The sequence below is a fragment of the Acidovorax sp. NPDC077693 genome (assembly GCF_044542805.1).
Lineage (GTDB): Bacteria > Pseudomonadota > Gammaproteobacteria > Burkholderiales > Burkholderiaceae_C > Acidovorax.
On record NZ_JBITVD010000018.1, the window covers coordinates 82,415 to 104,035 of the forward strand.

Genomic DNA, 21,621 nt, shown 5'->3' on the forward strand with positions numbered 1-21,621 from the left:
CGTGAATGCTGCTACCACCCGCCTGAGCCTGCTGGCCGTTGCCATGGCCCTGTCCGCCTGCGCCGCCCTCGAAGGCGACAAGATCGACTACAAGAGCGCCACCAAGGGCTCGACCCTCGAAGTCCCGCCCGACCTGACCCAGCTGTCGCGCGACTCGCGCTACGCCGTGCCCGGCGGCGCCGTGTCGGCCGCTGCCATGCAGGCGGGCCAGGCGGCGCAGCCGTCCGGCACCGCCAACGCCGCGGCCCTGCAACTGGGCGACGTGCGCATCGAGCGCGATGGCAACCAACGCTGGCTGGTGGTCAACCGCCCGGCCGACAAGCTCTGGGAACCGGTGCGCGACTTCTGGCAGGAAAGCGGCTTCAACCTGGAGCAGGCCGACGCCAACGTGGGCATCATGGAAACCGACTGGGCTGAAAACCGCGCCAAGCTGCCGCAGGACTTCATCCGCTCGACCCTGGGCAAGCTGCTCGACTCGCTGTATTCCACCGGCGAGCGCGACAAGTTCCGCACCCGCCTGGAGCGCAATGCCAACGGCGGCACCGAGATCTACATCACCCACCGCGGCATGATCGAGGTCTACGGCACTGCCACCAAGGACAACACGGTGTGGCAGCCCCGCCCCTCCGACCCGGAGCTGGAAACCGAATTCCTGCGCCGCCTGATGGTCAAGCTCGGCGTGAGCCAGGAGCAATCCAAGGCCGTGGTGGCCGCACCCGCACCGCGCGCGCAGTCTGCCCGCATGGCCACGGTGGACAACAAGCCCGTGGTCCAGCTGGACGAAGGCTTCGACCGCGCATGGCGCCGCGTGGGCCTGGCACTGGACCGCACCGGCTTCACCGTGGAAGACCGCAACCGCAACGAAGGCACGTACTTCGTGCGCTATGTCGCCCCCAACGCCGACAAGAAGGAACCCGGGTTCTTCGGCAAGCTGTTCAGCGGCTCGTCGTCGGCCACGCCACCGCTCAAGTTCCGCATCGTCGTGCGCAGCCAGGGCGAGTCCAGCACGGTGTCGGTGCTCAACGAAGCCGGCGTACCCGAATCGTCGGCCAACGCCGAGCGCATCGTGCGCGTGATCGCGGACGACCTCAAGTAACCACCAGCCGCATCGCCGTGGAGTCTGGGCGGGTCCCCGTGGCCCGCACCGCTCCACGGGCGCCTGACCGGGATGACCATCTCGTCCGGGCACCACACTTAAAACACTCCCCATGCTGCGCTTCAAGAACCTGGGGAGTGGCAGCACCGGCAATGCCACCGTGGTCGAAGGCCGCAGCGACACCCAGGTGCGCCGCCTCCTGATCGACTGCGGCTTCGGCATTCGCCAGTTACAGGGTCGCCTGGCACAGGCACAGCTGCAGATCGAAGACCTCCACGCTGTCTTCATCACCCACGAACACTCCGACCACATCGGCTGCGCGCAAACCGTGGCCCTGCGCTACCGCATCCCGGTGTGGATGAGCCAGGGGACCCACGCGGCGCTGGGTGCGCCGGACTTCGGCGACATGCTGCGCATTGCGCACGACATGGCGCCCATCGACCTGGGCACCTTCGAGGCGCGGCCCTTCACGGTGCCCCACGATGCCCGGGAGCCATTGCAGCTGCGCTGCTCCGATGGGGCAGCGCACCTGGGCGTGCTGACCGACCTGGGCCATGCCAGCGACCACGTGCTGCAGCAGCTGCAGGGCTGCCATGCGCTGATGATCGAAGCCAACCACGACCCCGCCATGCTGCAGGCGTCCCGCTACCCGCTGTTTCTCAAGCGCCGGGTGGGCGGCCCGTATGGCCACCTGGCCAATGGCGTCACGGCCGACATCCTGCGGGCAGTGCGACATACCGGCCTGCAGACCATCGTTGCCGCCCACCTGAGCTCCACGAACAACGCACCCGCCATCGCCCGCGAGGCATTGGCCCCCGCCCTCGACTGGCCCACGGAAGCCATCCAGGTGGCATGCCCCACGGCCGGCACGCCCTGGCTCGATGTCATCGCGACCCGCGCTGCGGCGGCGTGACCTGAAACCCGCGCAGGAGCTGCGGACGCGGTCGTGTCTTCCAACGGCCGCCCACAGGCCTTCACCAAGGCTTCGTGGCCACGGCAGGTGCAAGCGCCTGCGCTGGGCAGATCAACGACGGACCCACTCCGGATGAAAGCAGGCCGAGCCCCAAAAACAAAAAAGCCCCGACCTTGCGGTACGGGGCCTTGCAGCGATGGCCGGTTCTTCAACCAGCCAGCACCTGCAGCGAATTACTTGGCTGCGGAAGCGGCAGTTGCAGCAGCGGCGGCAGCGTCAGCAGCGGCCTTAGCAGCGTCAGCTGCAGGAGCGGCTGCGTCGGAAGCAGCAGGTGCTGCTTCAGAGGCAGCTGGAGCGGCAGGAACAGCCTCAGCAGCAGGAGCCACTGGTGCTGGAGCAGGAGCTTCCACAGGAGCTGGTGCTGGAGCAGGAGCGGGTTCTTCCTTCTTGCCGCAAGCGGCGAGGGCTGCAGCAGCGATCAGGGCGGCCAGAACGAGGGAGTTCTTCATTGGATTTTCCTAGTTGGACAAAGTATCTTGAAAAGCCACGGCGTCAGGCTCTTGGAAGCCGCTGTACGCGTTGGCACAATGCACTTGGCTTGCACCTTTTTGGCGCAGCCGCCGATTATATTGGTATTTAGTCAATACTGACTAACACTGACGAAAGCTTTACAAGCCATTGACATCCGCGACCCCTGGTCACGGCACTCACAAACCCAGCGTGGAAGCGGGGAAACCGGGCGTGCTTTTGCTGCGCAGCCACTCGTTGAGCGTCTCGCGCAGCAGCACGCGGCGTTCGGGCTCCGGGCCGGTCACCCCCACGCAGCGTTCAGGGTCGAGCCGGTGCATCACCCACTGCGGCGACCACAGCACGCTGGGGATGTCCAGCGGGTCCGCCGAGGCGCTGCGCCGGCAGGTGATGATGTGGTCCCAGGTACTGCGCCAACGGACAAACCGTGCGTGGCGGCGCACCACGTCGTCAAAATTGCCCGCGAGCATGGTGAACCGCCGGCTGCCATGGGCCCATTCCTGCAGCAGGTCGGCCACGCTGCGCTCACCCAGCGGCCAGTCGTGAAAGTTCGCATCGCTGATGACGATTTCCTGCCAGCCATCGCGCACGGCCGTGGCCAACGCGTCCCGCACCATTTGCCGAAAGTCCTCGCGGCTGCTGAACCGGCCTGCGGGCAGGATGGGCAGCACGGGGTGGGGCGAAGGGGATGAAGGCGTATCGCTCATGCAGGGTCTCCGGTGAATGGCTCGATCGACCGATCCGTCAGCCAGCTTGCTCCGTCCAGGCATGCGCCCATCCGTCATCGCACCAGGACGACAGCAGCTCGAGCGCGTCGTCGCTGGCCTTGGCCAGCTCGCGCGCCGTCAACTGGCGCTGGTCGGCCAGGCGGCGCATCAGGGTGGCATCGCGGCCTGCGGCGCGGTAGCTCTCGCCATTGATGAACACATGGTGCGCGTCGTACATCATGCGGCTCTTGCGGTCCAGGCGCACGCCTTCCAGCATCACGCGCGTGTCGCCGGGTTCGAACCACACGCTCGCCTTGGGCTCGGTCAGGTATTCGCCCAGCGCGCGCTCCAGCACCAGCGGCTCCGCCAAGGCCTTGGCCAGCGCCTCGCGGGCAAAGTCGGTCAGGCCTGCCGGGATGGCCGCAGGCTGTGCGACCGCCTCTTGCCCGGCATCGCGGTACAGCGATGGCGGGCCCTCCCCGTCGCCTGCATCCTCGGCCAGGCGCACCAGCAGCTCCTGGGCAAGCTCGGCACGCGCAGGCGCGCGGAAGCCGATGGAATAGGTCATGCACTCCCCTTCGGCAATGCCGTCGTGGGCGTAGCGGGGAGGCAAATACAGCATGTCACCCGGCTCCAGCACGAACTCTTCCTCGGGCTCGAACTGGGCCAGCACCTTGAGGGGAATGTCGTCGCGCAGGCTCAGATCCTTCTGGCGCCCGATGCGCCAGCGGCGTTTGCCGTGGGCCTGCAGCAAGAACACGTCGTAGCTGTCGAAATGCGGCCCCACGCCGCCGCCGTGGGAGGCATAACTGATCATGAGGTCGTCGAGCCGCGCCTCGGGCACGAAGCGGAACTGCTGCATCAGCGCATGCACGGCATCGTTGTGCAAATCCACGCCCTGCACCAGCAGGGTCCAGTCGGGCTGCTGCAGCGCAGGCAAGGCCCTGCGGCTGAAGGGCCCGTGGCGCAGCTTCCAGACGCCTTTGACCAACTGCACCAGGCGCGACTCCACCCCCTCCTGCGCAGCCAGCGAGAAAAGGTCGGCCCGCAGCACGGGCGCCTGAAACTGGGGAATGGCCTGGCGCACCAGCAACGGCTTTTTTTGCCAGTGGCGGCGCATGAACTGCGCAGGGGTCAGACCGCCGAGCAGGGAAAGGGGTTGCTGGATATCCATGGAAGCGGTCCGCCCCGAGCGACAGGGCCTTTGATCAAACTGCGACAATTCTCCTATGGAAATTACCCAACAATGCGTGGTCGCGCTGACCTGGACACTGAAAGACACCCTGGGCGAAGAACTTGACGTTCTGGACGAACCGGTGGAATTCTTGGTGGGCGGAGACGACCTTCTGCCCCGTATCGAAGAAGCACTGCAAGGCCACGGCCCCGGCGCTGCCCTGCAACTGCACCTGGAGCCAGAGGACGCCTTTGGCGACTTCGATGACCAGTTGCTCTTCCTGGAGCCGCGATCGCTCTTCCCGGCAGAGATCGAGGAAGGCATGACCTTTGAAGGCACCGCCCTGCCCGACGGTTGCAACCCCGACGCGCCGCGCAACGCGCTGTACACCGTGGCGGAAATCTACCCGGAGCACGTCGTGCTGGACGGCAACCATCCGCTGGCAGGGATTGCGCTGCGCCTGCAGCTCACGGTTCAGGCCGTGCGGGAGGCGAGCGAAGAGGAAATTGGACGGGGCACGGCAGGCACCGGCTTCTTCCGCGTGCAGCCGCAGGCGCCGGGCGGCTCGATGCTGCACTGATGGCTGTCAGGTGCTGGAAGGTGAGGCCCCTTCAAGCACCCGACACCCAGAGGTATGTGCAGGTCAGACGCGCGAGATCTGGCCGTTGTACAGGCGAACGCGGTCGCCAATGCGCAGGTCGCCGGGGTTCGCGACGTCGTAGACACGGTAGCCGCCCTGATCCAGTTGGACGGACAGGCGGTAGCCCTGGGCTTCCTGGTTGTTGTAGTTGCGGCCTTCGATGGCGTTGCCGGCTACGGCACCACCGATGATGCCCACACCCGTCGCGGCAGCGCGACCGGAGCCCTTGCCGATCTGGTTACCCAGCACGCCACCCACCACCGCACCGATCACGGCGCCAGCGCCGGACGTCTGGCCTTGACCGCGGCTCTGCAGGACTTCGATGTTGGAGACACGGCCGTACTCGGTGCCTTGCGGGTTGTTGGGGTAGGACGGCGCGGTCTGATAGCCGCCAGAGTACCCGCCGGAGTATTGGGGCGCAGGAGCGGATTGGTTGTGGCCACACGCTGTGAGGGAAGCAGCCAGCACGACGGCACCGGCAACAGCGAAGGAACGGGTCATTTGCAACATATTCATCTCCTAAGGTCAGATTCAGGGCAAGCAAGGTATCAAGCACGGTACGCAGGCATCACGCCTTGCAACACACCATCATTGGAACAACGCCCCAAGCCTACCCAGCGTAGACGCAGAGACCACGCTCCTGTGCGTAACAGACCCTTAGAAAAGTAAGCGCCGTCTTACATCTTCACCTGTCCTGCATCGCTTTCAGGACTTGCCCGTGGAGCCGTAGCCACCCTCGCCGCGTTCCGTGGCTGCGAACTCCGTCACCACATTGAACTGCGCCTGCACCACCGGCACGATGACCAGTTGCGCCAGGCGTTCCATGGGCTCCAGGGTGAAGGCCGTGCTGCTGCGGTTCCACGCACTCACCATGAGCTGCCCCTGGTAATCGCTGTCGATCAGGCCCACCAAGTTGCCCAGCACGATGCCGTGCTTGTGGCCCAGGCCGGAGCGCGGAAGGATGAGCGCCGCGTAGCCGGGGTCCTTGAGGTACACCGAGATGCCCGTGGGCACCAGTTGCCACGCGTTGGGCTGCAGGGTGAGCGGTGCATCCAGGCAGGCCCGCAGGTCCAGCCCTGCGCTGCCGGGCGTGGCGTAGGTGGGCAACTGGTCCGCCATGCGCGGGTCGAGAATCTTGACATCAATCTTCACTGCGGTTTCTTCTTTCCTGTTTGCTTGCGTTGCTGGGCGACCCGCCGCAGTCGGTCTTGCAATGCGTCTGTGCCAAAGCCCGCCGCATCTTGACTGGTGGCGATGATCTTCGGCGCCGACTCGATCAACCAGCCGAGCCCCCACCAGATGCTCGCCATGACCACGAGGCCGGGCAGTGAGCCCTGGCTGAAAATGAACAGCGCAATGCCGTGGATCACGATCAAAAGCAGCAGCACGGGCCGAACGATACGCAGCAGACCGAGGAACGGCAGCATCGCCTGGGCCAGGTCCGGGGGCACGATCTGCCCCGCTGCGCGTGCGGCGTCCGATGCCTGGGATTTGCTCGCGGCGGTGCTTCGGATGGACGCCACAGGCACCGCTCTCGCCGCCCTGGCGGCATTCGCCGCGGCCGGTGCGGTCAAGCGCTCCACGTAGCTTGCAAAATCGCCATCGGGCGGCGTGTCCCACTCGGGCTTGGTGGCACCAGTCTTCATGTGGCCTCCTGGATGGCTGTGTCAGAACGTGTTCGCGTCTCAGGCCCGCGCAGGCGGCAGGCGTGCCGCGATGTCCTGGATGAGCTGCTGGGCCAGCACGCGCTTGGAGGCGCGGGGCAGCTCCCGGTGCCCCTTCTGGTCGACCAGCAGCAAGGCATTGTCATCCTGCCCGAAGGTTGCCGGGCCGATGTTGCCCACCAGCAGCGGCACGCCCTTGCGTGCGCGCTTGGCCGTGGCATGGGCCAGCAGGTCGTGGCTTTCTGCCGCGAACCCCACGCAGAACAGGCTGCCGTCCACAGCGCGTGCAGACTGCGCCACGCGGGCCAGGATGTCGGCGTTCTCGACGAAGCCGAGGGTCGGCGTCTGGCCGGAACCATCCTTCTTGATCTTCTGGGCCGACGGCGCAGCGGGGCGCCAGTCGGCCACGGCGGCAGTTGCTATGAAAACCGAAGCATCCTGCGCCCGCTGCTCCACCGCCACCAGCATGTCCTGGGCCGACTGCACATCCAAACGGCCCACGCCGCGCGGCGTGGGCAGGTGCACCGGGCCGGCCACCAGGGTGACATCCGCACCCGCTTCGCGCGCAGCCCGCGCGATGGCAAACCCCATCTTGCCGCTCGACAGGTTGGTGATGCCCCGCACCGGGTCGATGGCTTCGAAGGTGGGGCCCGCCGTGACCAGCACCTTGCGGCCCGCCAGCACCTTGGGGGCGAAGAACGCGATCACTTCTTCGAGCAATTCGGCCGGCTCCAGCATCCGGCCGTCGCCCGTCTCGCCGCAGGCCTGGTCGCCATTGCCCACGCCCAGCACCACGGCGCCGTCCTGCGCCACCTGGGCCAGGTTGCGCTGTGTGGCGGGGTGGGCCCACATTTCGCGGTTCATGGCGGGCGCCACCAGCAGCGGCACGCGCTGCACCGGGCGCGCCAGGCACATCAAGCTGAGCAGCTCGTCCGCCCTGCCCTGCACCAGGCGGGCGATGAAGTCCGCGCTGCACGGCGCAATCAGGATCGCGTCGGCCTCGCGGCTCAGGTTGATGTGGGGCATGTTGTTGGGCTCGCGCGCATCCCACTGCGAGCCATACACCGTGCGGCCGGACAGCGCCTGCATGGTCACCGGGGTGATGAACTGCTCTGCCGCCTCGGTCATCACCACCTGCACGGTGGCCCCTGCCTTGATGAGCTGGCGGCACAGATCGGCCGACTTGTAGCAAGCCACGCCTCCACTCAGACCCAGAACCATGTGTTTGCCAGCGAGCTCATTCATGCGGCGAATTTAGCAGACGGTATGCCCCCCTGCCGGCGGGGGGCTGGCGGGGGGGCATCTATAATCCCAATTTCCCACCACCAAAAAAGACATGACCAAATTTGTCTTCGTCACCGGCGGTGTGGTGTCTTCCCTGGGCAAGGGAATCGCCTCAGCCTCCCTTGCCGCGATTCTCGAATCGCGCGGACTCAAAGTCACCCTCATCAAGCTTGACCCCTACATCAACGTAGATCCGGGCACCATGTCGCCGTTCCAGCACGGCGAGGTTTTCGTGACCGACGACGGCGCAGAAACCGACCTCGACCTGGGCCACTATGAGCGTTTCATCGAAACGCGCATGAAGAAAACCAACAACTTCACCACGGGCAAGATCTACCAGTCCGTGCTGGAGAAAGAGCGTCGCGGCGACTACCTGGGCAAGACCGTTCAGGTCATCCCGCACGTGACCAACGAAATCCAGGAGTTCATCAAGCGCGGCGCCGGCATCGGCACGCCCGATGCCGTGGATGTGGCCATCGTCGAGATCGGCGGCACTGTGGGCGACATCGAATCGCTGCCGTTCCTGGAAGCCGTGCGCCAGATGAGCCTGCGCATGGGCCCCAACAATGCGGCGTTCGTGCACCTGACCTACCTGCCCTGGATCGCCGCGGCCGGTGAGCTCAAGACCAAGCCCACCCAGCACACCGTGCAGAAGCTGCGCGAGATCGGCATCCAGGCCGACGCCCTCTTGTGCCGCGCAGACCGCCGCATTCCCGAGGAAGAGCGCGCCAAGATCTCGCTGTTCACCAACGTGCCCGAATGGGGCGTGATCAGCATGTGGGACGTGGACACCATCTACAAGGTGCCCCGCATGCTGCACGAACAGGGGCTCGATGGCCTCATCTGCGACAAGCTGCGCCTGAACACGCCGCCCACCAGCCTCAAGCGCTGGGACGACCTGGTGCACGAAACCGAGCATCCGCAGGGCGAAGTCACCATCGCCATGGTGGGCAAGTATGTGGATCTGTCGGACAGCTACAAGTCTGTCAACGAAGCACTGCGCCACGCCGGCATGCGCAACCATGTGCGCGTGAAGATCGACCACGTCGACTCCGAGACCATCGAGAGCGCCGACGCTGCCGCCAAGCTCGCAAAGTACGACGCCATCCTGGTGCCGGGCGGCTTCGGCGCCCGCGGTGTGGAAGGCAAGATCGCCACCGCCCAGTTCGCACGCGAGCACAAGGTCCCTTACCTGGGTATCTGCCTGGGCATGCAGGTCGCGACCATTGAGTACGCACGCCACGTGGCCGGCCTGGCCAACGCCAACAGCACCGAGTTCGATGCCACCACCCCGCACCCCGTGATCGCGCTGATCACCGAGTGGAAGGATGCCGACGGCACCATCAAGACCCGCAACGAGAACTCCGACCTGGGCGGCACCATGCGCCTGGGCGCGCAGAGCTCCGACGTGTCGGCCGACACCCTGGCGCACACGATCTACGGCGACGTGGTGACCGAGCGTCACCGCCACCGCTACGAAGCCAACGTGAACTATCTCGACCAGCTGCGCGAAGCCGGCCTCGTGATCTCGGCGCTGACCCAGCGCGAGCAGTTGACCGAGATCGTCGAGCTGCCCCAGGCCGTGCACCCCTGGTTCATCGGCGTGCAGTTCCACCCCGAATTCAAGTCGACGCCATGGAACGGCCACCCGCTGTTCAATGCCTTCATCAAGGCAGCCGTCGAACACCACCAAGCGGCTGTCAAAGCCTGATGGGAGACCTATGCAGCTGTGCGGATTCAACGTCGGCCTGGACCAGCGCTTCTTCCTGATCGCGGGTACCTGTTCCATCGAAGGCCTGGACATGTCGCTCGACGTGGCCGGCCAACTCAAGGAAGCCTGCGCACCGCTGGGCATTCCGCTGATCTACAAGGGCTCGTTCGACAAGGCCAACCGCTCGTCCGGCTCCAGCAAGCGCGGCGTGGGGCTGGACGCGGGCCTGAAGATCCTCGATGAAGTGCGCCGCCAGCTGCAGCTACCCATCCTGACCGACGTGCACGACACCTCGCACGTGGCCGAGGTGGCCAGCGTGGTCGATGTGCTGCAGACCCCGGCCTTCCTGTGCCGCCAGACGGACTTCATCCGCGCGGTGGCCCAGTCCGGCAAGCCGGTGAACATCAAGAAGGGCCAGTTCCTCGCGCCCTGGGACATGAAGAACGTCATCGACAAGGCCCGCGCTGCTGCTAGCGAAGCGGGCCTGTCGGAAGACCGCTTCCTGGCCTGCGAACGCGGCGTGAGCTTTGGCTACAACAACCTGGTGGCCGACATGACCAGCCTGGCCGAGATGCGCAACTCCGGCGCGCCGGTGGTGTTCGACGTGACCCACTCGGTGCAAAAGCCCGGCGGCCTGGGCGCCGTCAGCGGCGGCGCGCGGGACATGGTGCCGGTGCTGGCCCGCGCCGGCGTGGCCGTGGGCGTGGCGGGGCTGTTCATGGAAACCCATCCCCGTCCCGCAGAGGCGTGGTCGGACGGACCGAACGCCGTGCCTTTGAAGCACATGAAGGCGTTGCTGGAGACGCTGGTGGCCCTGGACCGCGTTGTGAAGGCACAGCCTCTGCTTGAAACTGATTTCGAGTGAGCTCATTTTTCAGCGTGCACTTCACAGATCTGTCGCCAGCGTAGCCATACAGCAGCACCTAGAAGCTATGAGTGCACCTCAGTTCGACCTGTCTGCACGAGACCAGAAGGCAACTTCGAACATGGCAAACGGGAGCGCCGTCATGCGCACTGCCGGACAAAAAACGCCGATGCGGCCGCTATGGAGAATCGTGCTGTTTGGCATGTATGCGGCGGGCCTGTTCCTGCTGGTGCTGTTTGGCGGAAACGAACACGACTGGATGCTGCAGATGGACCCGAGCCTTGAGGAAGGCTCCATCGAGAGCAACGGCAACCGGCAATTATTTACCGGACTGGTCTTCGCCTCCATTTGCGTCACGCAAGGTTTAGCCATCGCCACAGCGGCATCGACGGGCCAAAAAATTCTTTCTGGATCATTGATCGTTCTCGCATGCGCAATTTGGTTTGTTTTGTCGTTCAACGCTTGAGATGAATCAGAGCGCCCTGATGGACTGCGGCAGAATGCTGCGCTTGCTACTCGCAGGTCCTGTCACCCGTATTTCTCCCACAAGCAACTTTGGAGCCTGAGACATGAGCAGTGGTTACGTCATCGCATCCGTCACCGTCACCAACCCCACGCAGTACGAGGAGTACCGCAAGTGGAGCACGCTGGCCATGCAGGCCCACGGCGCCGAAGTGTGCGTGCGCGGCGGCAAGGTCGAAGTGCTGGAAGGCGACTGGAACCCCGGCCGTACCGTGATCCTCAAGTTCGCGAGCTTCGACGCGGCCCGCGCGTTCTACGACACGCCCGAGTACCAGAAAGCCAAGGCCGCGCGCGAAGGCGCGGCCATCATGCGCATGGTCTGCGTGGAAGGCGTCTGAGCGCACTGGCGTCCCGTCGCCGGTCGGGTTGTACCCTGTTCGTACCTGCCCGGCCAGACCACTATCAAATCAGTAGCATAGAATGACCACAGACGTGCCGCAGCGGCCATCCAGCGCCTGAAGAAGCCCGTCTTGCCCGTCTGAACGAATTTCAAAAACCTCAAGGAAAATCATGAGTGCCATTGTTGACATCGTAGGCCGCGAAGTGCTGGACAGCCGCGGCAACCCCACCGTCGAATGCGACGTGTTGCTGGAGTCGGGCGTGATGGGCCGCGCAGCCGTGCCCTCGGGCGCATCCACCGGCAGCCGCGAAGCCATTGAAATGCGCGACGGTGACAAGGGCCGCTACCTGGGCAAGGGCGTGCTCAAGGCTGTGGAGCACATCAACACCGAGATCTCCGAAGCCGTGCTGGGCCTGGATGCCTCCGAGCAGGCTTTCCTGGACAAGACGCTGATCGACCTCGATGGCACCGAGAACAAGGGCCGCCTGGGCGCCAACGCCATGCTGGCCGTTTCCATGGCCGTGGCCCGCGCCGCGGCTGAAGAGTCCGGCCTGCCGCTGTACCGCTACCTGGGCGGCATGGGCGCCGTGCAGTTGCCCGTGCCGATGATGAACGTGATCAACGGCGGCGCGCACGCCAACAACAGCCTGGACCTGCAGGAGTTCATGATCATCCCCGTGGGCGCCCCCACCTTCCGCGAAGCCGTGCGCTGGGGCGCCGAAGTGTTCCACGCCCTCAAGAAGATCCTGCACGACAAGGGCATCAGCACCGCCGTGGGCGACGAAGGCGGCTTCGCCCCCAGCGTCGAGAACCACGAAGCGGCCATCCGCCTCATCCTGCAGGCCATCGAAGCCGCAGGCTACACGGCCGGCGAGCAGATCGCCCTGGGCCTCGATTGCGCGGCCAGCGAGTTCTACAAGGACGGCCACTACGTGCTGGAAGGCGAAGGGGGCCTGAAGCTCACCGCCCAGCAATGGACGGACATGCTGGCAGCCTGGGTCGACAAGTACCCGATCATCAGCATCGAAGACGGCATGCACGAAGGCGACTGGGACGGCTGGAAGCACCTGACCGAACGCCTGGGCGACAAGGTGCAGCTGGTGGGCGACGACCTGTTCGTGACCAACACCAAGATCCTCAAGGAAGGCATCGACAAGGGCATCGCCAACTCGATCCTGATCAAGATCAACCAGATCGGCACGCTGACCGAGACGTTCGCCGCCATCGAAATGGCCAAGCGCGCCGGCTACACCGCCGTGATCTCGCACCGCTCGGGCGAAACCGAAGACAGCACCATTGCCGACATCGCCGTGGGCACCAACGCCGGGCAGATCAAGACCGGCTCGCTGTCGCGCTCGGACCGCATCGCCAAGTACAACCAGCTGCTGCGCATCGAAGAAGACCTGGGCGAAATCGCGTACTACCCTGGCCGCGCCGCGTTCTACAACCTGAAATGACGCTTGCCCTGAGCCGCTTCGCGTCTTCCCCCTCTCCTGCGGGAGGGGGACGCACCCCCTGGCCCGGCCAAGCCGGCTCCACGGGTGCGCTGATGTGGAGCGCGCCCAGGGCGTGCGTTGCGCCCCTGCGCGCAACGAGTGGGCTGTGCCGCCCTGGCGGCCCGGCAGCGCCACACTGACCCACCCACCGCCTGAGTCATGGGTTCACGTATCGTGCCTGTCATCCTGCTGGCCTTGCTGGCAGCGCTGCACGCCCAGCTCTGGCTGGGGCGTGGCAGCGTGCCGCGCGTCAACGAGATGCAGCGGCAGATCGATGTGCAAAAGGCCGCCAACGACCAGGCGCGGCAGGCCAACGAGCGCTTGTCCTCCGAGGTGCACGACCTGAAGGAGGGCCTGGACATGGTGGAAGAAAAAGCACGCAGCGAGCTGGGCATGGTCAAGCCCAACGAGGTGTATGTGCAGTTCACGCCGCGCTGAGCCCACGCTGCGCCCTCTGTGGTGCCGGTGATGCCGGTGGTGCCTGTGTGGGTGGTTGGAGCTGTTACCTGCAGAGGGGCGCGCACTGCAGACCTCGCGTGCACCGCTCAAGAATTGTCTGCGCACGCTCCCCCTGACCGTGTTTATTCTTCCCGCTCAATGCCCCAAAGCTGCCGCATGACGGGCGGCATCCACCCCAGGCCCATTGCACCGTGACTTCTCCGCCTTCCGTCATCCTGCTGGGCGCGCCCGGTACCGGCGTGCAGACGCTCTGTGCAGCGCTGGAGCGGCACCCAGCCACCACATCGGTGCGCCTGGCGTGGGGCCACATGCTGGATGCCACGGCAGACCCGGCGGCGACCGCCGACGCGGCGGGCACCACGGTGTTGCTGATGGGCCTGGATCAACCCTGCCCGGACAGCGACCGGCGCGCCCAGGAGGCCGCCGACGCGGAGCTGCGATCAGCACTCGCACGCGCGGGCATCAGCTACCGGGTGGTGTATGGACAGGGTGCACATAGACTCACCAGTGCACTCAACGCTATAAAAAGCATAGCGACAAGCGCTTATCCATCAAGCGGTAGCGGCCATTTTGAACCCGATACGGACCCATCCGCCACCCGCACGGCAAGGCTGCGGGCGTGGAACTGCGAGAAATGCAGCGATCCGGAGTGCGAGCACCGCCTTTTCACCGCGCTGACCGGGCGCGACAGCCAGCGCGGCTGACGACGGCCACCCCGTCTTGCACACAGGCGGCTCGCCGGTTCAGCGGTGCTGCAGCGCCTGCAGGGCGCACAGCCCCGGACGGCCATCGACGACGCCGGCCCCTCACTCAGGCCTGCGTTTGCTGCACCAGCCCCCGCTTGAGCTCCTTGAGCAGCAGCACCACCTGGCCGGAGCCGTAGCGGTAGCCGCCGTTGAGCACCTGCACCGCCTTGTCCCACTCGCCCTGCTGGGCCAGTTCCACCAGCAGCGCCGCCTGTTCATGAAAATACTGGTGGCGCGCCATCAGCACGGCGTAGGCGGGCTGGTCGCTCAGCAGCTCACCACCCAGCCCATGCAGCCAGCGCCCCAGGGTGCCGCGGTCGCTGCGGCGCACCTCGGCGGGGTCCAGGCCGTGGGTCGTGCGGCCTTCCAGGTAGTCCATGAGGTGCGCCTTCCAGCGCTCGTGGGCGTTGATCGCGGCATCGATATCCAGGGCTGCCAACAGGGTGTCGGCGCGCAGGGAGTCCCGCCCCGAGGCGCCGTCACCCAGTTCCAGCGACGGCGCCGCAGCGCGTCGTGACCCACCCCATACCCGACGAAGAATACCCATAGCCCCTCTTGCAGCACCGCCCGCAGTTCCCACCCACCCGAGAAGATGCCCGGGGTTACGCCCTCAAAGCGGGGCAGCGCCGAAGACGCCCGCCACCCCGCGCGAAGAAGGCCGATGTTAGGTGCCCACCAGCGGGCCGTGCAAGAAAAAAAGGCGCGCCATTGTCAACGATGGTCAATGCGGGCGGCCGTGGCGGCCCCGCACGCCAGCCCGGCGCGCCGGGGGCGCCGGGCACCGCCGACGGCCAGGGCGCGCTACTGGATGCCGCTGGGCCCGGGCGGCTGGCTGGCTGCGGGCGACACGAAGATCTGCGCGGCATCCACAGCATCGAAGCGGTACTGCTGGCCGCAGAATTCGCAGCCCACCTCGATGTCCTCGCGCTCGGCCAGGATGCTCTCGGCCTCCTCGGGGCCCAGGCTGCGCAGCATGCTGCTCACGCGTTCGCGACTGCAGGTGCATGCGAATCGCGGGCCCTGGTCTCCCTGCTGCGGCTCGAAGCGCAGCAGTTTTTCTTCCCAGAACAGGCGGCGCAGGATGGTGTTGACGTCCAGCGTGAGCAGCTCTTCACGCGTCAGGCTGGACGCCAGGTGCGCGATGCGGTTGTAGTCCTCGTTGTGGCCGATCTGGTCTTCGTTCTCGCTGTGGGTGAGGCTGGTGGCCAGGTTGCCTTCGCCCTTGATAGGCATGCGCTGGATCAACAGGCCGGCAGCCACCTGATCGTTGGCGGCCAGCACCAGCACGGTGTCGAGCTGCTCCGACTGCAGCATGTAGTGCTGCAGCACGTCCGACAGGCGATCGAGCTTTTCGCGCTGGTCGCCGTGCAAGGGGACCACGCCCTGGTAGGGCTGCTGGCCGGGGTGGCGGTCCTTGGGGTCCAGCGTGATGGCGCAGCGCCCGCCACCGCCCACGTTGACCATGTGGCTCAGGCGTGCGCCGTCGGGCAGCTCGCCGTTCACCGTGGCCGTGGCACGCAGGCTCAGATCGGACTGCACCTCGGCCACCGCCAGCTTCACCGGGCCGTCGCCGAAGATCTGCAGCACCAGCGCGCCGTTGAACTTGATGTTGGACTGCATCAGCACGCCGGCGGCAGCCATCTCGCCCAGCAGCTCGCTCACCGGTGCCGGGTAGGCGCCGGTGCTGGTGTTGTTGGCGCGGCGGCGCAGGATTTCGGTCCACGCATCGGTCAGGCGCACGATCATGCCGCGCACCGGCAGGCCGTCAAAAAGAAACTTGTGAAGTTCAGACACGCAAAAAATTCCCAGAAAATTACCGGCACTCAGGCGGTGCCATCCATCGCATTGCACACCGCCAGCCACCCGCAAAGCCGGCCCGGCACTGCGAGCGCCCCGGTGTGACGGGCTGCGCCCACCCACCAGGTGCATCCCCCTCCCGCAGCGCGCAGCACGGCGAGACCGTGCGAAGGCGGGAAGCGGCGCAGGGAGCGTTTCAAAGTCTTCAACCGATTTTATGCAGCCCGTTCTGGAACCGGCGCGCGTTGTCGATGTAGTGCTGGGCGCTTTGGCGCAGGCCCTCGATCTGCTCGGGCGTGAGTTCGCGCACCGCCTTGGCGGGGCTGCCGATGATCATGGAGCCATCGGGAAACTCCTTGCCCTCGGTGACCAGGGCGCCCGCCCCCACCAGGCAATGCTTGCCGATCTTCGCGCCGTTGAGCACCACCGCACCGATGCCGATCAGCGTCTCGTCGCCGATGGTGCAGCCGTGCAGCATGACCTGGTGGCCCACGGTCACGCGTTCGCCCACCACCAGCGGCTTGCCGATGTCGGCATGCAGCACGCTCGCATCCTGGATGTTGGAGCCCGCGCCGATGGTGATGGTCTCCGTGTCGCCCCGGATCACCGTGCCGAACCACACGCTGGTGTCTTCGCCCAGCACAACGTGGCCCATCACCTGGGCACTGTCGGCCACCCAGGCCGATGCCGCCAGCTGGGGCACCATGCCATCGAGTTCGTAAATCGCCATGCAATAGTCTCCGAAAGGGTGGGCCCGCCGGGCGACCCGTGTTGGTATCCATGCGCCGCGGGCCAGCGTTACAAACGCGTGCACGGTGCGCCAATGGCAAGGCCTAGAATTGTAAGGATGGAGCTTCGCCACCGTGCACTGCAGGTCTTGTGCCTTGCAGACCCCGAACAAAAAGCGGCTGCGGCGCTGGACCTGCATGCGCAAGCAGCTACGCTTTCGATAGCAGAAGACACCCCTACCCTGCCGGACGGCGCTGGCGACCTGCCCGGGCGCCCCGCGCGGCCCGAACTGCGGCGCCACACCGACATGGCGCGGCGCTCGCCCGCCACTGCAGAGGGCCGCGCCGTATTGGTCCATGCGATTGCGCACATCGAATTCAACGCCATCAACCTGGCCCTGGACGCCGTCTGGCGCTTTGGCGGCATGCCGCGTGCGTACTACCTGGACTGGATGCTGGTGGCGGCCGAGGAAGCGCGGCACTTCAGGCTGCTGCGCGACCACCTGCGCAGGCAGGGGCACGACTACGGCGACTTTCCGGCCCACCAGGGCCTGTGGACGATGTGCGAGAAGACCGGCCACGACATCCTGGCGCGCATGGCGCTGGTGCCGCGCACGCTGGAGGCCCGGGGGCTGGACGCCACGCCGCAGATCCAGGCCAAGCTGCGCCAGGTGGGCGCGCCGGACGCCCTGGAGGCCGTGGCCATCCTGGACATCATCCTGCGGGACGAGGTCGGCCATGTGGCCATCGGCAACCACTGGTACCGCTGGCTGTGCGAGCGTGCGGGGCACGACCCCGAAACCCTCTATGGCACCCTGGTCACCCAGTACGAAGCCCCGCGCCTGAAACCCCCCTTCAACGAAACCGCGCGCCGCAAGGCAGGCTTTACCGACAACGAATTGCGCTGGCTGCAGCAGATCTGACCCCGGCCACGACGGGCCCGGCGATCGCTCCTACAATGCGCCGCGCCCGCGCCGCTGACACCCGCCTCTCTTTCTTTCATACTCTACCCATGACTTCACCCACTGCTCCCGGCGCCCCTCCCTCCCCTCCGCCACCCGGCAGCCAGGCTTCGGTCGCGATGATCGCGCGGCAGGCCATCGTGAATGCGCAGCAGGTCGTGGTGGGCTACGAACTGTTCAACCGCTCGCGCACCGGCGCCGCGCACACTGCGGCCACCGACGTGATCCTGGTGTTCACCGCGCTCTCGCACGCGGGCACCGAAGAGCTGGTGGGCAAGAAGCTGATCTTCGTCAATTGCACGCACGAAAGCCTCTCGGGCGGCCACCTCGAGCTGCTGGACCCGGACAAGGTGGTGCTGGAGATACCGCCCCTGGGCCACGCTGCAGCGGACGAAGTCGCCACGCGCATGCCGATCCTGGCCGAGCTGCGCGAGCGTGGCTTTCACCTCGCGTTCAACCACACGGTGCTGCAGTCGGCCTACGCCCCCTGGCTGCCGCTGGCCGACTACATCAAGCTCGACCTCTCCGTGCTGGCCCATGACCAGCTGGCCGTGCTCATCAGCTATGCAGGACGCAACTCCAAGGCCGAGCTGATCGCCGAGAAGGTCGAAACCGCCCAGCAGTACGACATGGTGTCCAGCCAGGGCGTGCAGCTGTTCCAGGGCTACTGGTTCGCGCGCCCGGCGCTGGTCGAGGCCAAGCTGCTCGCGCCCTCGCAGGCCGCCATCATCGAACTCATCAACCAGGTGCGCAAGCAGGCCAGCACGGACGACATCGAGGAGACGCTCAAGAAGGACGCGGGCCTGGCCTTCAACCTCATGCGCCTGATCAACTCGGCCGGTTTCGGCCTGTCGCGCGAGGTCACGTCCTTCCGCCAGGCGGTGATGCTCATGGGCCTCAAAAAGCTGTTCCGCTGGGCGGCCCTGCTGCTGACGGCCTCGCGCGCCGGCGGCACGCCGTCGTCCGTGGGCCAGACCGCCGTGGAGCGCGGCCGCCTGATGGAGCTGCTGGCGCTGGAGACGCTGCCGCCGGAAGAAGCCGACCAGGCCTTCGTCGTGGGCATCTTCTCGCTGCTGGATGTGATGCTGTCCATGCCCATGGAGTCGGCGCTCGGCCTGCTCAACGTGCCGGAGCCCGTGGCGGCGGCCTTGCTGCGCCGCGAAGGCTTTCTGGGCGACCTGCTCACGCTGGCCGAGGCGTGCGAGTCGAGCGACGACGCCGCCTTCGACCGCACCGCCGGCCTGCTGCACCTGACCAGCCAGCAGATCAACTTCGCCCACCTGCAGGCCCTGGCCTGGGCAGACCAGGTCACGGCATGACGCAGCGCCCGCACCCCTGCAAACCAGTGCTGGGCTGCGGCGGCTGTGGGGTCTAGAATCAACGCAGCCCCGAAAACCCTACCGCAGACCCCATGTCCAGCTCACCCGAACAAGACGCCCCCGAAGCAGTTGCTCCTGCGGTCGAACCCGTCGACGAGAACATTGCCATCATTGCGCGTCAGGCCATCGTGGACGAGACCCGCGCGGTCTACGGCTACGAGCTGTTCGACCGCTCCACCGCCTCCGATGCGCACACCGCCGCCAGCGATGCGGCCCTGCTCTTCAACGCCCTGTCGTACGCGGGCACCGAAGCGCTGGTGGGCAAGAAGACGGTGTTCATCAATTGCACGCACGACAGCCTCTCGGGCGGCCACCTGGAGCTGATCCACCCCGAAAAGGTGGTGCTGGAAGTGCCCCCGCTGCCCGACGGCGCCACGCCGGAAGAAATCGAAGGCCGCCTGCCCACGCTCGAAGCCCTGCGCACCCGCGGCTTTCGCCTGGCGTTCGACCAGCAGGCCCTGCGCCGCGCCTACACCAGCTGGCTGCCGCTGGCGGCGTTCATCAAGCTGGACATGATGGCCTTCAAGCCCGAACTGGCCACACCGCTGGTCAAGTTCGCCACCACCCACAGCAAGGCCACCCTGGTCGCTGAAAAGGTGGAAACCGCCGAGCAGTACGAACTGATGCGCGGCCTGGGTGTAAAGCTGTTCCAGGGCTTCTGGTTCGCCAAGCCCTCGCTGGTCAAGGCCACCACCATCCGTCCGTCGCAGGCCACCATCATCCAGCTGATCAACCTGGTGCGCAAACAGGCCACGACGGCCGAGATCGAAGACCTGCTCAAGAAAGACCCCACGCTGTCTTTCAACCTGCTGCGTTTCATCAATTCATCGGGGTTCGGCCTGTCGTGCGAGATCACCTCGTTCCGCCACGCAGTGATGATCCTGGGGCTCAAGAAGCTGTTCCGCTGGGCGGCCCTGCTGATGACCACCACCCGTGCGGGCGGTGCGCCGCCGGCCGTGGGCCAGACCGCCGTGGTGCGCGGCCGCCTGATGGAGCTGCTGGCCGCCGAACTGCTGCCGCCCGAAGAATGCGACAACGCCTTCGTGGTGGGCGTGTTCTCGCTGCTGGACACCATGCTGGGCGTCCCCCTGGAAAAGGCCCTGGAGTCCGTCGCCCTGCCCGAACCCGTGATGGACGCGCTGCTGCGCCGCACGGGCGTGTTCGCGCCGTTCCTGGAGCTGACCATTGCCTGCGAAAGCGGCGACGAAGTGGCGTTTGCCAAGAACGCCGATGCACTGCACCTGTCCAACCGCCAGGTCAACTGGGCCCACCTGCAGGCGCTGACCTGGGCCGAGGGCTTGAACGACGAGTAGGCCTATCAAGCGCAGCGTGAGCGCTTCGGCGCCGTGGCAAGCGCTTGCCCCCCTCTGCAAAAAGCCCTGCTCGCCAGGGCTTTTTGCATTTTGCTTTCTGCTTTTTGCGATGTCTTCCAGTGCATCTGGCTGCGTGGCGCGTGGCAGTTGCTGCCGCGCTGCCACGTGACCCACCCGCAAGCACCGCCGCCGGTCCGGCGGCGGTGCTTGCCAGTGCATCCACTCATCAATGCATCAATCCATCAATCCATCAATCGAGTTCCAGCTTGCGCTCGCGGATGAGCCGGGCCCATTTCTCGTTCTCGCCCTTCACGAAGCTGAAGAACTCCACCGGGCCCAGCGAATGCACTTCGGAGCCCGTGGCCGCGAACTTGGCCTTGATGTCCGATTGCGCCAGCACCTTGGCAAGCTCGGCGCTGAGTCTGTCCACCACCTCCTTGGGCAGGCCCGCAGGACCGACCAGGCCCTGGAAGCCCACCGACTCCATCGCCCCCAGGCCCAGCTCGCCCACCGTGGGCACATCGGGCAGTTGCGGGTCGCGCCGGGGCCCGGTCACGGCCAGCGCCTTGAGCTTGCCGCCCTTGATCTGCGGCAGCAGCACCGGCCCCGCATCGATGAGCAGCTGCGTCTGCCCGCCGATCAGGTCCTGCACCGCCGGCGCGCTGCCCTTGTAGGGCACATGCGTCACATCGAGGCCGGTGGCCTGGTTCATGAGCTCGCCGTTCAGGTGGGTGGACGTGCCCGCGCCGCCCGACGCGAAGTTCACCTTGCCGGCGTTGGCCTTGGCCCAGGCCACCCAGTCCTTGAGGTCCTTGGCGGGGTGGTCCAGGCGCGCCACGGCGATGTAGCTTCCCTGGCTGATCTGCCCGATGTAGCTGAACTGCTTGAGCGGCTCGTAAGGCATCTTGCGCTGCAGGTAGGGCGCGATGGCGAACGGCCCGGTGTTTGCCAGCAGGATGGTGTAGCCGTCCGGCGCTGCGCGCGTGAGCTCGGTCGCGGCCAGCATGCCGCCCGCGCCCGGCTTGTAGTCGACCACGATCTGCTGCTTGAGCGCCTCCTGCAGCGGCACCTGCACCGTGCGGGCGGCAAAGTCGATGCCGCCGCCCGGCGGGTAGCCCACGATGAGGCGGATGGGCTTGGCCGAGGGCCAGCCCTGGGCCATGGACAGGGTGGCCAACCCCAGCAGCAGCGCGCCAGCCATCAGTTTCTTCTTCTTCATGGTTTTGTCTCCTTGTGTTGTTGTGTGAAATCAGACCTGGCACTGCAATGCCCCGCAACGCAACGCAACGTAACGCAG

23 protein-coding genes are annotated in these 21,621 nt (G+C 66.2%); 13 read left to right on the forward strand and 10 right to left on the reverse strand.

The features are described from left to right. The first annotated feature begins 1 nt into the window (after window position 1). Together bamC and ACIGHN_RS22695 are read left to right on the forward strand one after the other, a co-directional pair. Window positions 2–1,096, forward strand: coding sequence for an outer membrane protein assembly factor BamC (bamC, locus tag ACIGHN_RS22690; RefSeq protein WP_082486169.1), 1,095 nt, complete (start codon window positions 2–4; stop codon window positions 1,094–1,096). 112 nt (window positions 1,097–1,208) lie between these two features. Then, window positions 1,209–2,009: an MBL fold metallo-hydrolase gene (locus ACIGHN_RS22695; RefSeq protein WP_396506237.1), complete on the forward strand. Its 801-nt coding sequence runs from the start codon at window positions 1,209–1,211 to the stop codon at window positions 2,007–2,009. Between the two features lie 707 nt (window positions 2,010–2,716). On the opposite strand, the gene ACIGHN_RS22700 is transcribed toward ACIGHN_RS22695, so the two are convergent. Further along, window positions 2,717–3,244, reverse strand: coding sequence for a hypothetical protein (locus tag ACIGHN_RS22700; protein WP_396506239.1), 528 nt, complete (start codon window positions 3,242–3,244; stop codon window positions 2,717–2,719). A 37-nt stretch (window positions 3,245–3,281) separates the two neighbouring features. Then, a complete protein-coding gene (locus ACIGHN_RS22705) occupies window positions 3,282–4,418 on the reverse strand; it encodes a JmjC domain-containing protein (RefSeq protein ID WP_396506241.1) in 1,137 nt (378 codons plus the stop codon). A gap of 55 nt (window positions 4,419–4,473) precedes the next feature. On the opposite strand from ACIGHN_RS22705, the gene ACIGHN_RS22710 reads away from it, so the two are divergent. Then, the gene (locus ACIGHN_RS22710; RefSeq protein ID WP_396506243.1) at window positions 4,474–4,998 is read left to right on the forward strand and encodes a peptidylprolyl isomerase; all 525 of its coding nucleotides are present in this window, start codon (window positions 4,474–4,476) and stop codon (window positions 4,996–4,998) included. A 63-nt stretch (window positions 4,999–5,061) separates the two neighbouring features. Here ACIGHN_RS22710 and ACIGHN_RS22715 read toward each other — a convergent pair whose 3' ends face one another. The 4 genes from ACIGHN_RS22715 to coaBC all read right to left on the reverse strand — a co-directional run bounded on the left by ACIGHN_RS22715 (window position 5,062) and on the right by coaBC (window position 7,967). Continuing rightward, window positions 5,062–5,568: a glycine zipper 2TM domain-containing protein gene (locus ACIGHN_RS22715; RefSeq protein WP_056411827.1), complete on the reverse strand. Its 507-nt coding sequence runs from the start codon at window positions 5,566–5,568 to the stop codon at window positions 5,062–5,064. 195 nt (window positions 5,569–5,763) lie between these two features. Then, the gene (dut, locus tag ACIGHN_RS22720) at window positions 5,764–6,210 is read right to left on the reverse strand and encodes a dUTP diphosphatase (protein ID WP_056173698.1); all 447 of its coding nucleotides are present in this window, start codon (window positions 6,208–6,210) and stop codon (window positions 5,764–5,766) included. Next, complete coding sequence (locus tag ACIGHN_RS22725) at window positions 6,207–6,704, reverse strand: hypothetical protein (RefSeq protein ID WP_396506245.1); 498 nt, start codon at window positions 6,702–6,704, stop codon at window positions 6,207–6,209. The genes dut and ACIGHN_RS22725 overlap by 4 nt, the downstream gene beginning before the upstream one ends. Window positions 6,705–6,743: 39 nt before the next feature. Further along, window positions 6,744–7,967: a bifunctional phosphopantothenoylcysteine decarboxylase/phosphopantothenate--cysteine ligase CoaBC gene (gene coaBC / locus ACIGHN_RS22730; protein WP_396506246.1), complete on the reverse strand. Its 1,224-nt coding sequence runs from the start codon at window positions 7,965–7,967 to the stop codon at window positions 6,744–6,746. A gap of 91 nt (window positions 7,968–8,058) precedes the next feature. Here coaBC and ACIGHN_RS22735 point away from each other — a divergent pair, with 91 nt between their 5' ends. The 7 genes from ACIGHN_RS22735 (at window position 8,059) to ACIGHN_RS22765 (ending at window position 14,103) form a co-directional block, all read left to right on the forward strand. Beyond that, the gene (locus ACIGHN_RS22735; RefSeq protein ID WP_056411832.1) at window positions 8,059–9,717 is read left to right on the forward strand and encodes a CTP synthase; all 1,659 of its coding nucleotides are present in this window, start codon (window positions 8,059–8,061) and stop codon (window positions 9,715–9,717) included. Window positions 9,718–9,727: 10 nt separating this feature from the next. After that, the gene (kdsA, locus tag ACIGHN_RS22740) at window positions 9,728–10,582 is read left to right on the forward strand and encodes a 3-deoxy-8-phosphooctulonate synthase (protein WP_396506249.1); all 855 of its coding nucleotides are present in this window, start codon (window positions 9,728–9,730) and stop codon (window positions 10,580–10,582) included. Window positions 10,583–10,724: 142 nt separating this feature from the next. Beyond that, window positions 10,725–11,048 carry a hypothetical protein gene (locus ACIGHN_RS22745; protein ID WP_396506251.1) on the forward strand — a complete coding sequence of 108 codons (324 nt, stop codon included), beginning with the start codon at window positions 10,725–10,727 and terminating at the stop codon, window positions 11,046–11,048. A 103-nt stretch (window positions 11,049–11,151) separates the two neighbouring features. Next, on the forward strand, window positions 11,152–11,442 hold the full coding sequence (locus tag ACIGHN_RS22750) for a DUF1330 domain-containing protein (protein WP_056173684.1): 291 nt from the start codon (window positions 11,152–11,154) through the stop codon (window positions 11,440–11,442). A 172-nt stretch (window positions 11,443–11,614) separates the two neighbouring features. Further along, the gene (gene eno, locus ACIGHN_RS22755; RefSeq protein ID WP_056411840.1) at window positions 11,615–12,901 is read left to right on the forward strand and encodes a phosphopyruvate hydratase; all 1,287 of its coding nucleotides are present in this window, start codon (window positions 11,615–11,617) and stop codon (window positions 12,899–12,901) included. A gap of 198 nt (window positions 12,902–13,099) precedes the next feature. After that, window positions 13,100–13,378 carry a septum formation initiator family protein gene (locus ACIGHN_RS22760; protein ID WP_056411842.1) on the forward strand — a complete coding sequence of 93 codons (279 nt, stop codon included), beginning with the start codon at window positions 13,100–13,102 and terminating at the stop codon, window positions 13,376–13,378. A gap of 212 nt (window positions 13,379–13,590) precedes the next feature. Continuing rightward, the gene (locus tag ACIGHN_RS22765; protein ID WP_396506253.1) at window positions 13,591–14,103 is read left to right on the forward strand and encodes a hypothetical protein; all 513 of its coding nucleotides are present in this window, start codon (window positions 13,591–13,593) and stop codon (window positions 14,101–14,103) included. Window positions 14,104–14,209: 106 nt separating this feature from the next. Here ACIGHN_RS22765 and ACIGHN_RS22770 read toward each other — a convergent pair whose 3' ends face one another. From ACIGHN_RS22770 to ACIGHN_RS22780, 3 genes are all read right to left on the reverse strand, one after another. Then, window positions 14,210–14,692 carry a CZB domain-containing protein gene (locus ACIGHN_RS22770; RefSeq protein WP_396506255.1) on the reverse strand — a complete coding sequence of 161 codons (483 nt, stop codon included), beginning with the start codon at window positions 14,690–14,692 and terminating at the stop codon, window positions 14,210–14,212. A 254-nt stretch (window positions 14,693–14,946) separates the two neighbouring features. Continuing rightward, complete coding sequence (locus tag ACIGHN_RS22775) at window positions 14,947–15,939, reverse strand: Hsp33 family molecular chaperone HslO (protein ID WP_056411848.1); 993 nt, start codon at window positions 15,937–15,939, stop codon at window positions 14,947–14,949. Window positions 15,940–16,147: 208 nt separating this feature from the next. Continuing rightward, entirely contained in the window at window positions 16,148–16,672 is a 525-nt protein-coding gene (locus ACIGHN_RS22780) for a gamma carbonic anhydrase family protein (protein ID WP_056411851.1), read from the reverse strand. Window positions 16,673–16,789: 117 nt separating this feature from the next. On the opposite strand from ACIGHN_RS22780, the gene ACIGHN_RS22785 reads away from it, so the two are divergent. The 3 genes from ACIGHN_RS22785 to ACIGHN_RS22795 all read left to right on the forward strand — a co-directional run bounded on the left by ACIGHN_RS22785 (window position 16,790) and on the right by ACIGHN_RS22795 (window position 20,324). After that, the gene (locus ACIGHN_RS22785) at window positions 16,790–17,593 is read left to right on the forward strand and encodes a ferritin-like domain-containing protein (RefSeq protein WP_396506257.1); all 804 of its coding nucleotides are present in this window, start codon (window positions 16,790–16,792) and stop codon (window positions 17,591–17,593) included. Window positions 17,594–17,682: 89 nt separating this feature from the next. Beyond that, the gene (locus ACIGHN_RS22790) at window positions 17,683–18,951 is read left to right on the forward strand and encodes an EAL and HDOD domain-containing protein (RefSeq protein ID WP_056411854.1); all 1,269 of its coding nucleotides are present in this window, start codon (window positions 17,683–17,685) and stop codon (window positions 18,949–18,951) included. 92 nt (window positions 18,952–19,043) lie between these two features. Next, window positions 19,044–20,324: an EAL and HDOD domain-containing protein gene (locus ACIGHN_RS22795; protein ID WP_056411855.1), complete on the forward strand. Its 1,281-nt coding sequence runs from the start codon at window positions 19,044–19,046 to the stop codon at window positions 20,322–20,324. A gap of 250 nt (window positions 20,325–20,574) precedes the next feature. Here the strand turns inward: ACIGHN_RS22795 and ACIGHN_RS22800 are convergent, their stop codons facing one another. After that, complete coding sequence (locus tag ACIGHN_RS22800; protein WP_396506260.1) at window positions 20,575–21,543, reverse strand: Bug family tripartite tricarboxylate transporter substrate binding protein; 969 nt, start codon at window positions 21,541–21,543, stop codon at window positions 20,575–20,577. Between the last annotated feature and the right edge of the window lie 78 nt (window positions 21,544–21,621).

Excerpts from the sequence above, each read along its gene's own strand:
- ACIGHN_RS22790 (WP_056411854.1), top strand. The coding sequence starts at position 17,683 with ATGACTTCACCCACTGCTCCCGGCGCCCCTCCCTCCCCTCCGCCACCC.
- ACIGHN_RS22750 (WP_056173684.1), top strand. The coding sequence starts at position 11,152 with ATGAGCAGTGGTTACGTCATCGCATCCGTCACCGTCACCAACCCCACG.
- ACIGHN_RS22715 (WP_056411827.1), bottom strand. The coding sequence starts at position 5,568 with ATGTTGCAAATGACCCGTTCCTTCGCTGTTGCCGGTGCCGTCGTGCTG.
- ACIGHN_RS22705 (WP_396506241.1), bottom strand. The coding sequence starts at position 4,418 with ATGGATATCCAGCAACCCCTTTCCCTGCTCGGCGGTCTGACCCCTGCG.
- ACIGHN_RS22795 (WP_056411855.1), top strand. The coding sequence starts at position 19,044 with ATGTCCAGCTCACCCGAACAAGACGCCCCCGAAGCAGTTGCTCCTGCG.
- ACIGHN_RS22695 (WP_396506237.1), top strand. The coding sequence starts at position 1,209 with ATGCTGCGCTTCAAGAACCTGGGGAGTGGCAGCACCGGCAATGCCACC.
- eno (WP_056411840.1), top strand. The coding sequence starts at position 11,615 with ATGAGTGCCATTGTTGACATCGTAGGCCGCGAAGTGCTGGACAGCCGC.
- ACIGHN_RS22780 (WP_056411851.1), bottom strand. The coding sequence starts at position 16,672 with ATGGCGATTTACGAACTCGATGGCATGGTGCCCCAGCTGGCGGCATCG.
- ACIGHN_RS22745 (WP_396506251.1), top strand. The coding sequence starts at position 10,725 with ATGCGCACTGCCGGACAAAAAACGCCGATGCGGCCGCTATGGAGAATC.
- ACIGHN_RS22760 (WP_056411842.1), top strand. The coding sequence starts at position 13,100 with ATGGGTTCACGTATCGTGCCTGTCATCCTGCTGGCCTTGCTGGCAGCG.
- ACIGHN_RS22785 (WP_396506257.1), top strand. The coding sequence starts at position 16,790 with ATGGAGCTTCGCCACCGTGCACTGCAGGTCTTGTGCCTTGCAGACCCC.
- ACIGHN_RS22800 (WP_396506260.1), bottom strand. The coding sequence starts at position 21,543 with ATGAAGAAGAAGAAACTGATGGCTGGCGCGCTGCTGCTGGGGTTGGCC.
- kdsA (WP_396506249.1), top strand. The coding sequence starts at position 9,728 with ATGCAGCTGTGCGGATTCAACGTCGGCCTGGACCAGCGCTTCTTCCTG.
- coaBC (WP_396506246.1), bottom strand. The coding sequence starts at position 7,967 with ATGAATGAGCTCGCTGGCAAACACATGGTTCTGGGTCTGAGTGGAGGC.
- ACIGHN_RS22725 (WP_396506245.1), bottom strand. The coding sequence starts at position 6,704 with ATGAAGACTGGTGCCACCAAGCCCGAGTGGGACACGCCGCCCGATGGC.
- ACIGHN_RS22710 (WP_396506243.1), top strand. The coding sequence starts at position 4,474 with ATGGAAATTACCCAACAATGCGTGGTCGCGCTGACCTGGACACTGAAA.
- ACIGHN_RS22735 (WP_056411832.1), top strand. The coding sequence starts at position 8,059 with ATGACCAAATTTGTCTTCGTCACCGGCGGTGTGGTGTCTTCCCTGGGC.
- ACIGHN_RS22700 (WP_396506239.1), bottom strand. The coding sequence starts at position 3,244 with ATGAGCGATACGCCTTCATCCCCTTCGCCCCACCCCGTGCTGCCCATC.
- ACIGHN_RS22770 (WP_396506255.1), bottom strand. The coding sequence starts at position 14,692 with ATGGGTATTCTTCGTCGGGTATGGGGTGGGTCACGACGCGCTGCGGCG.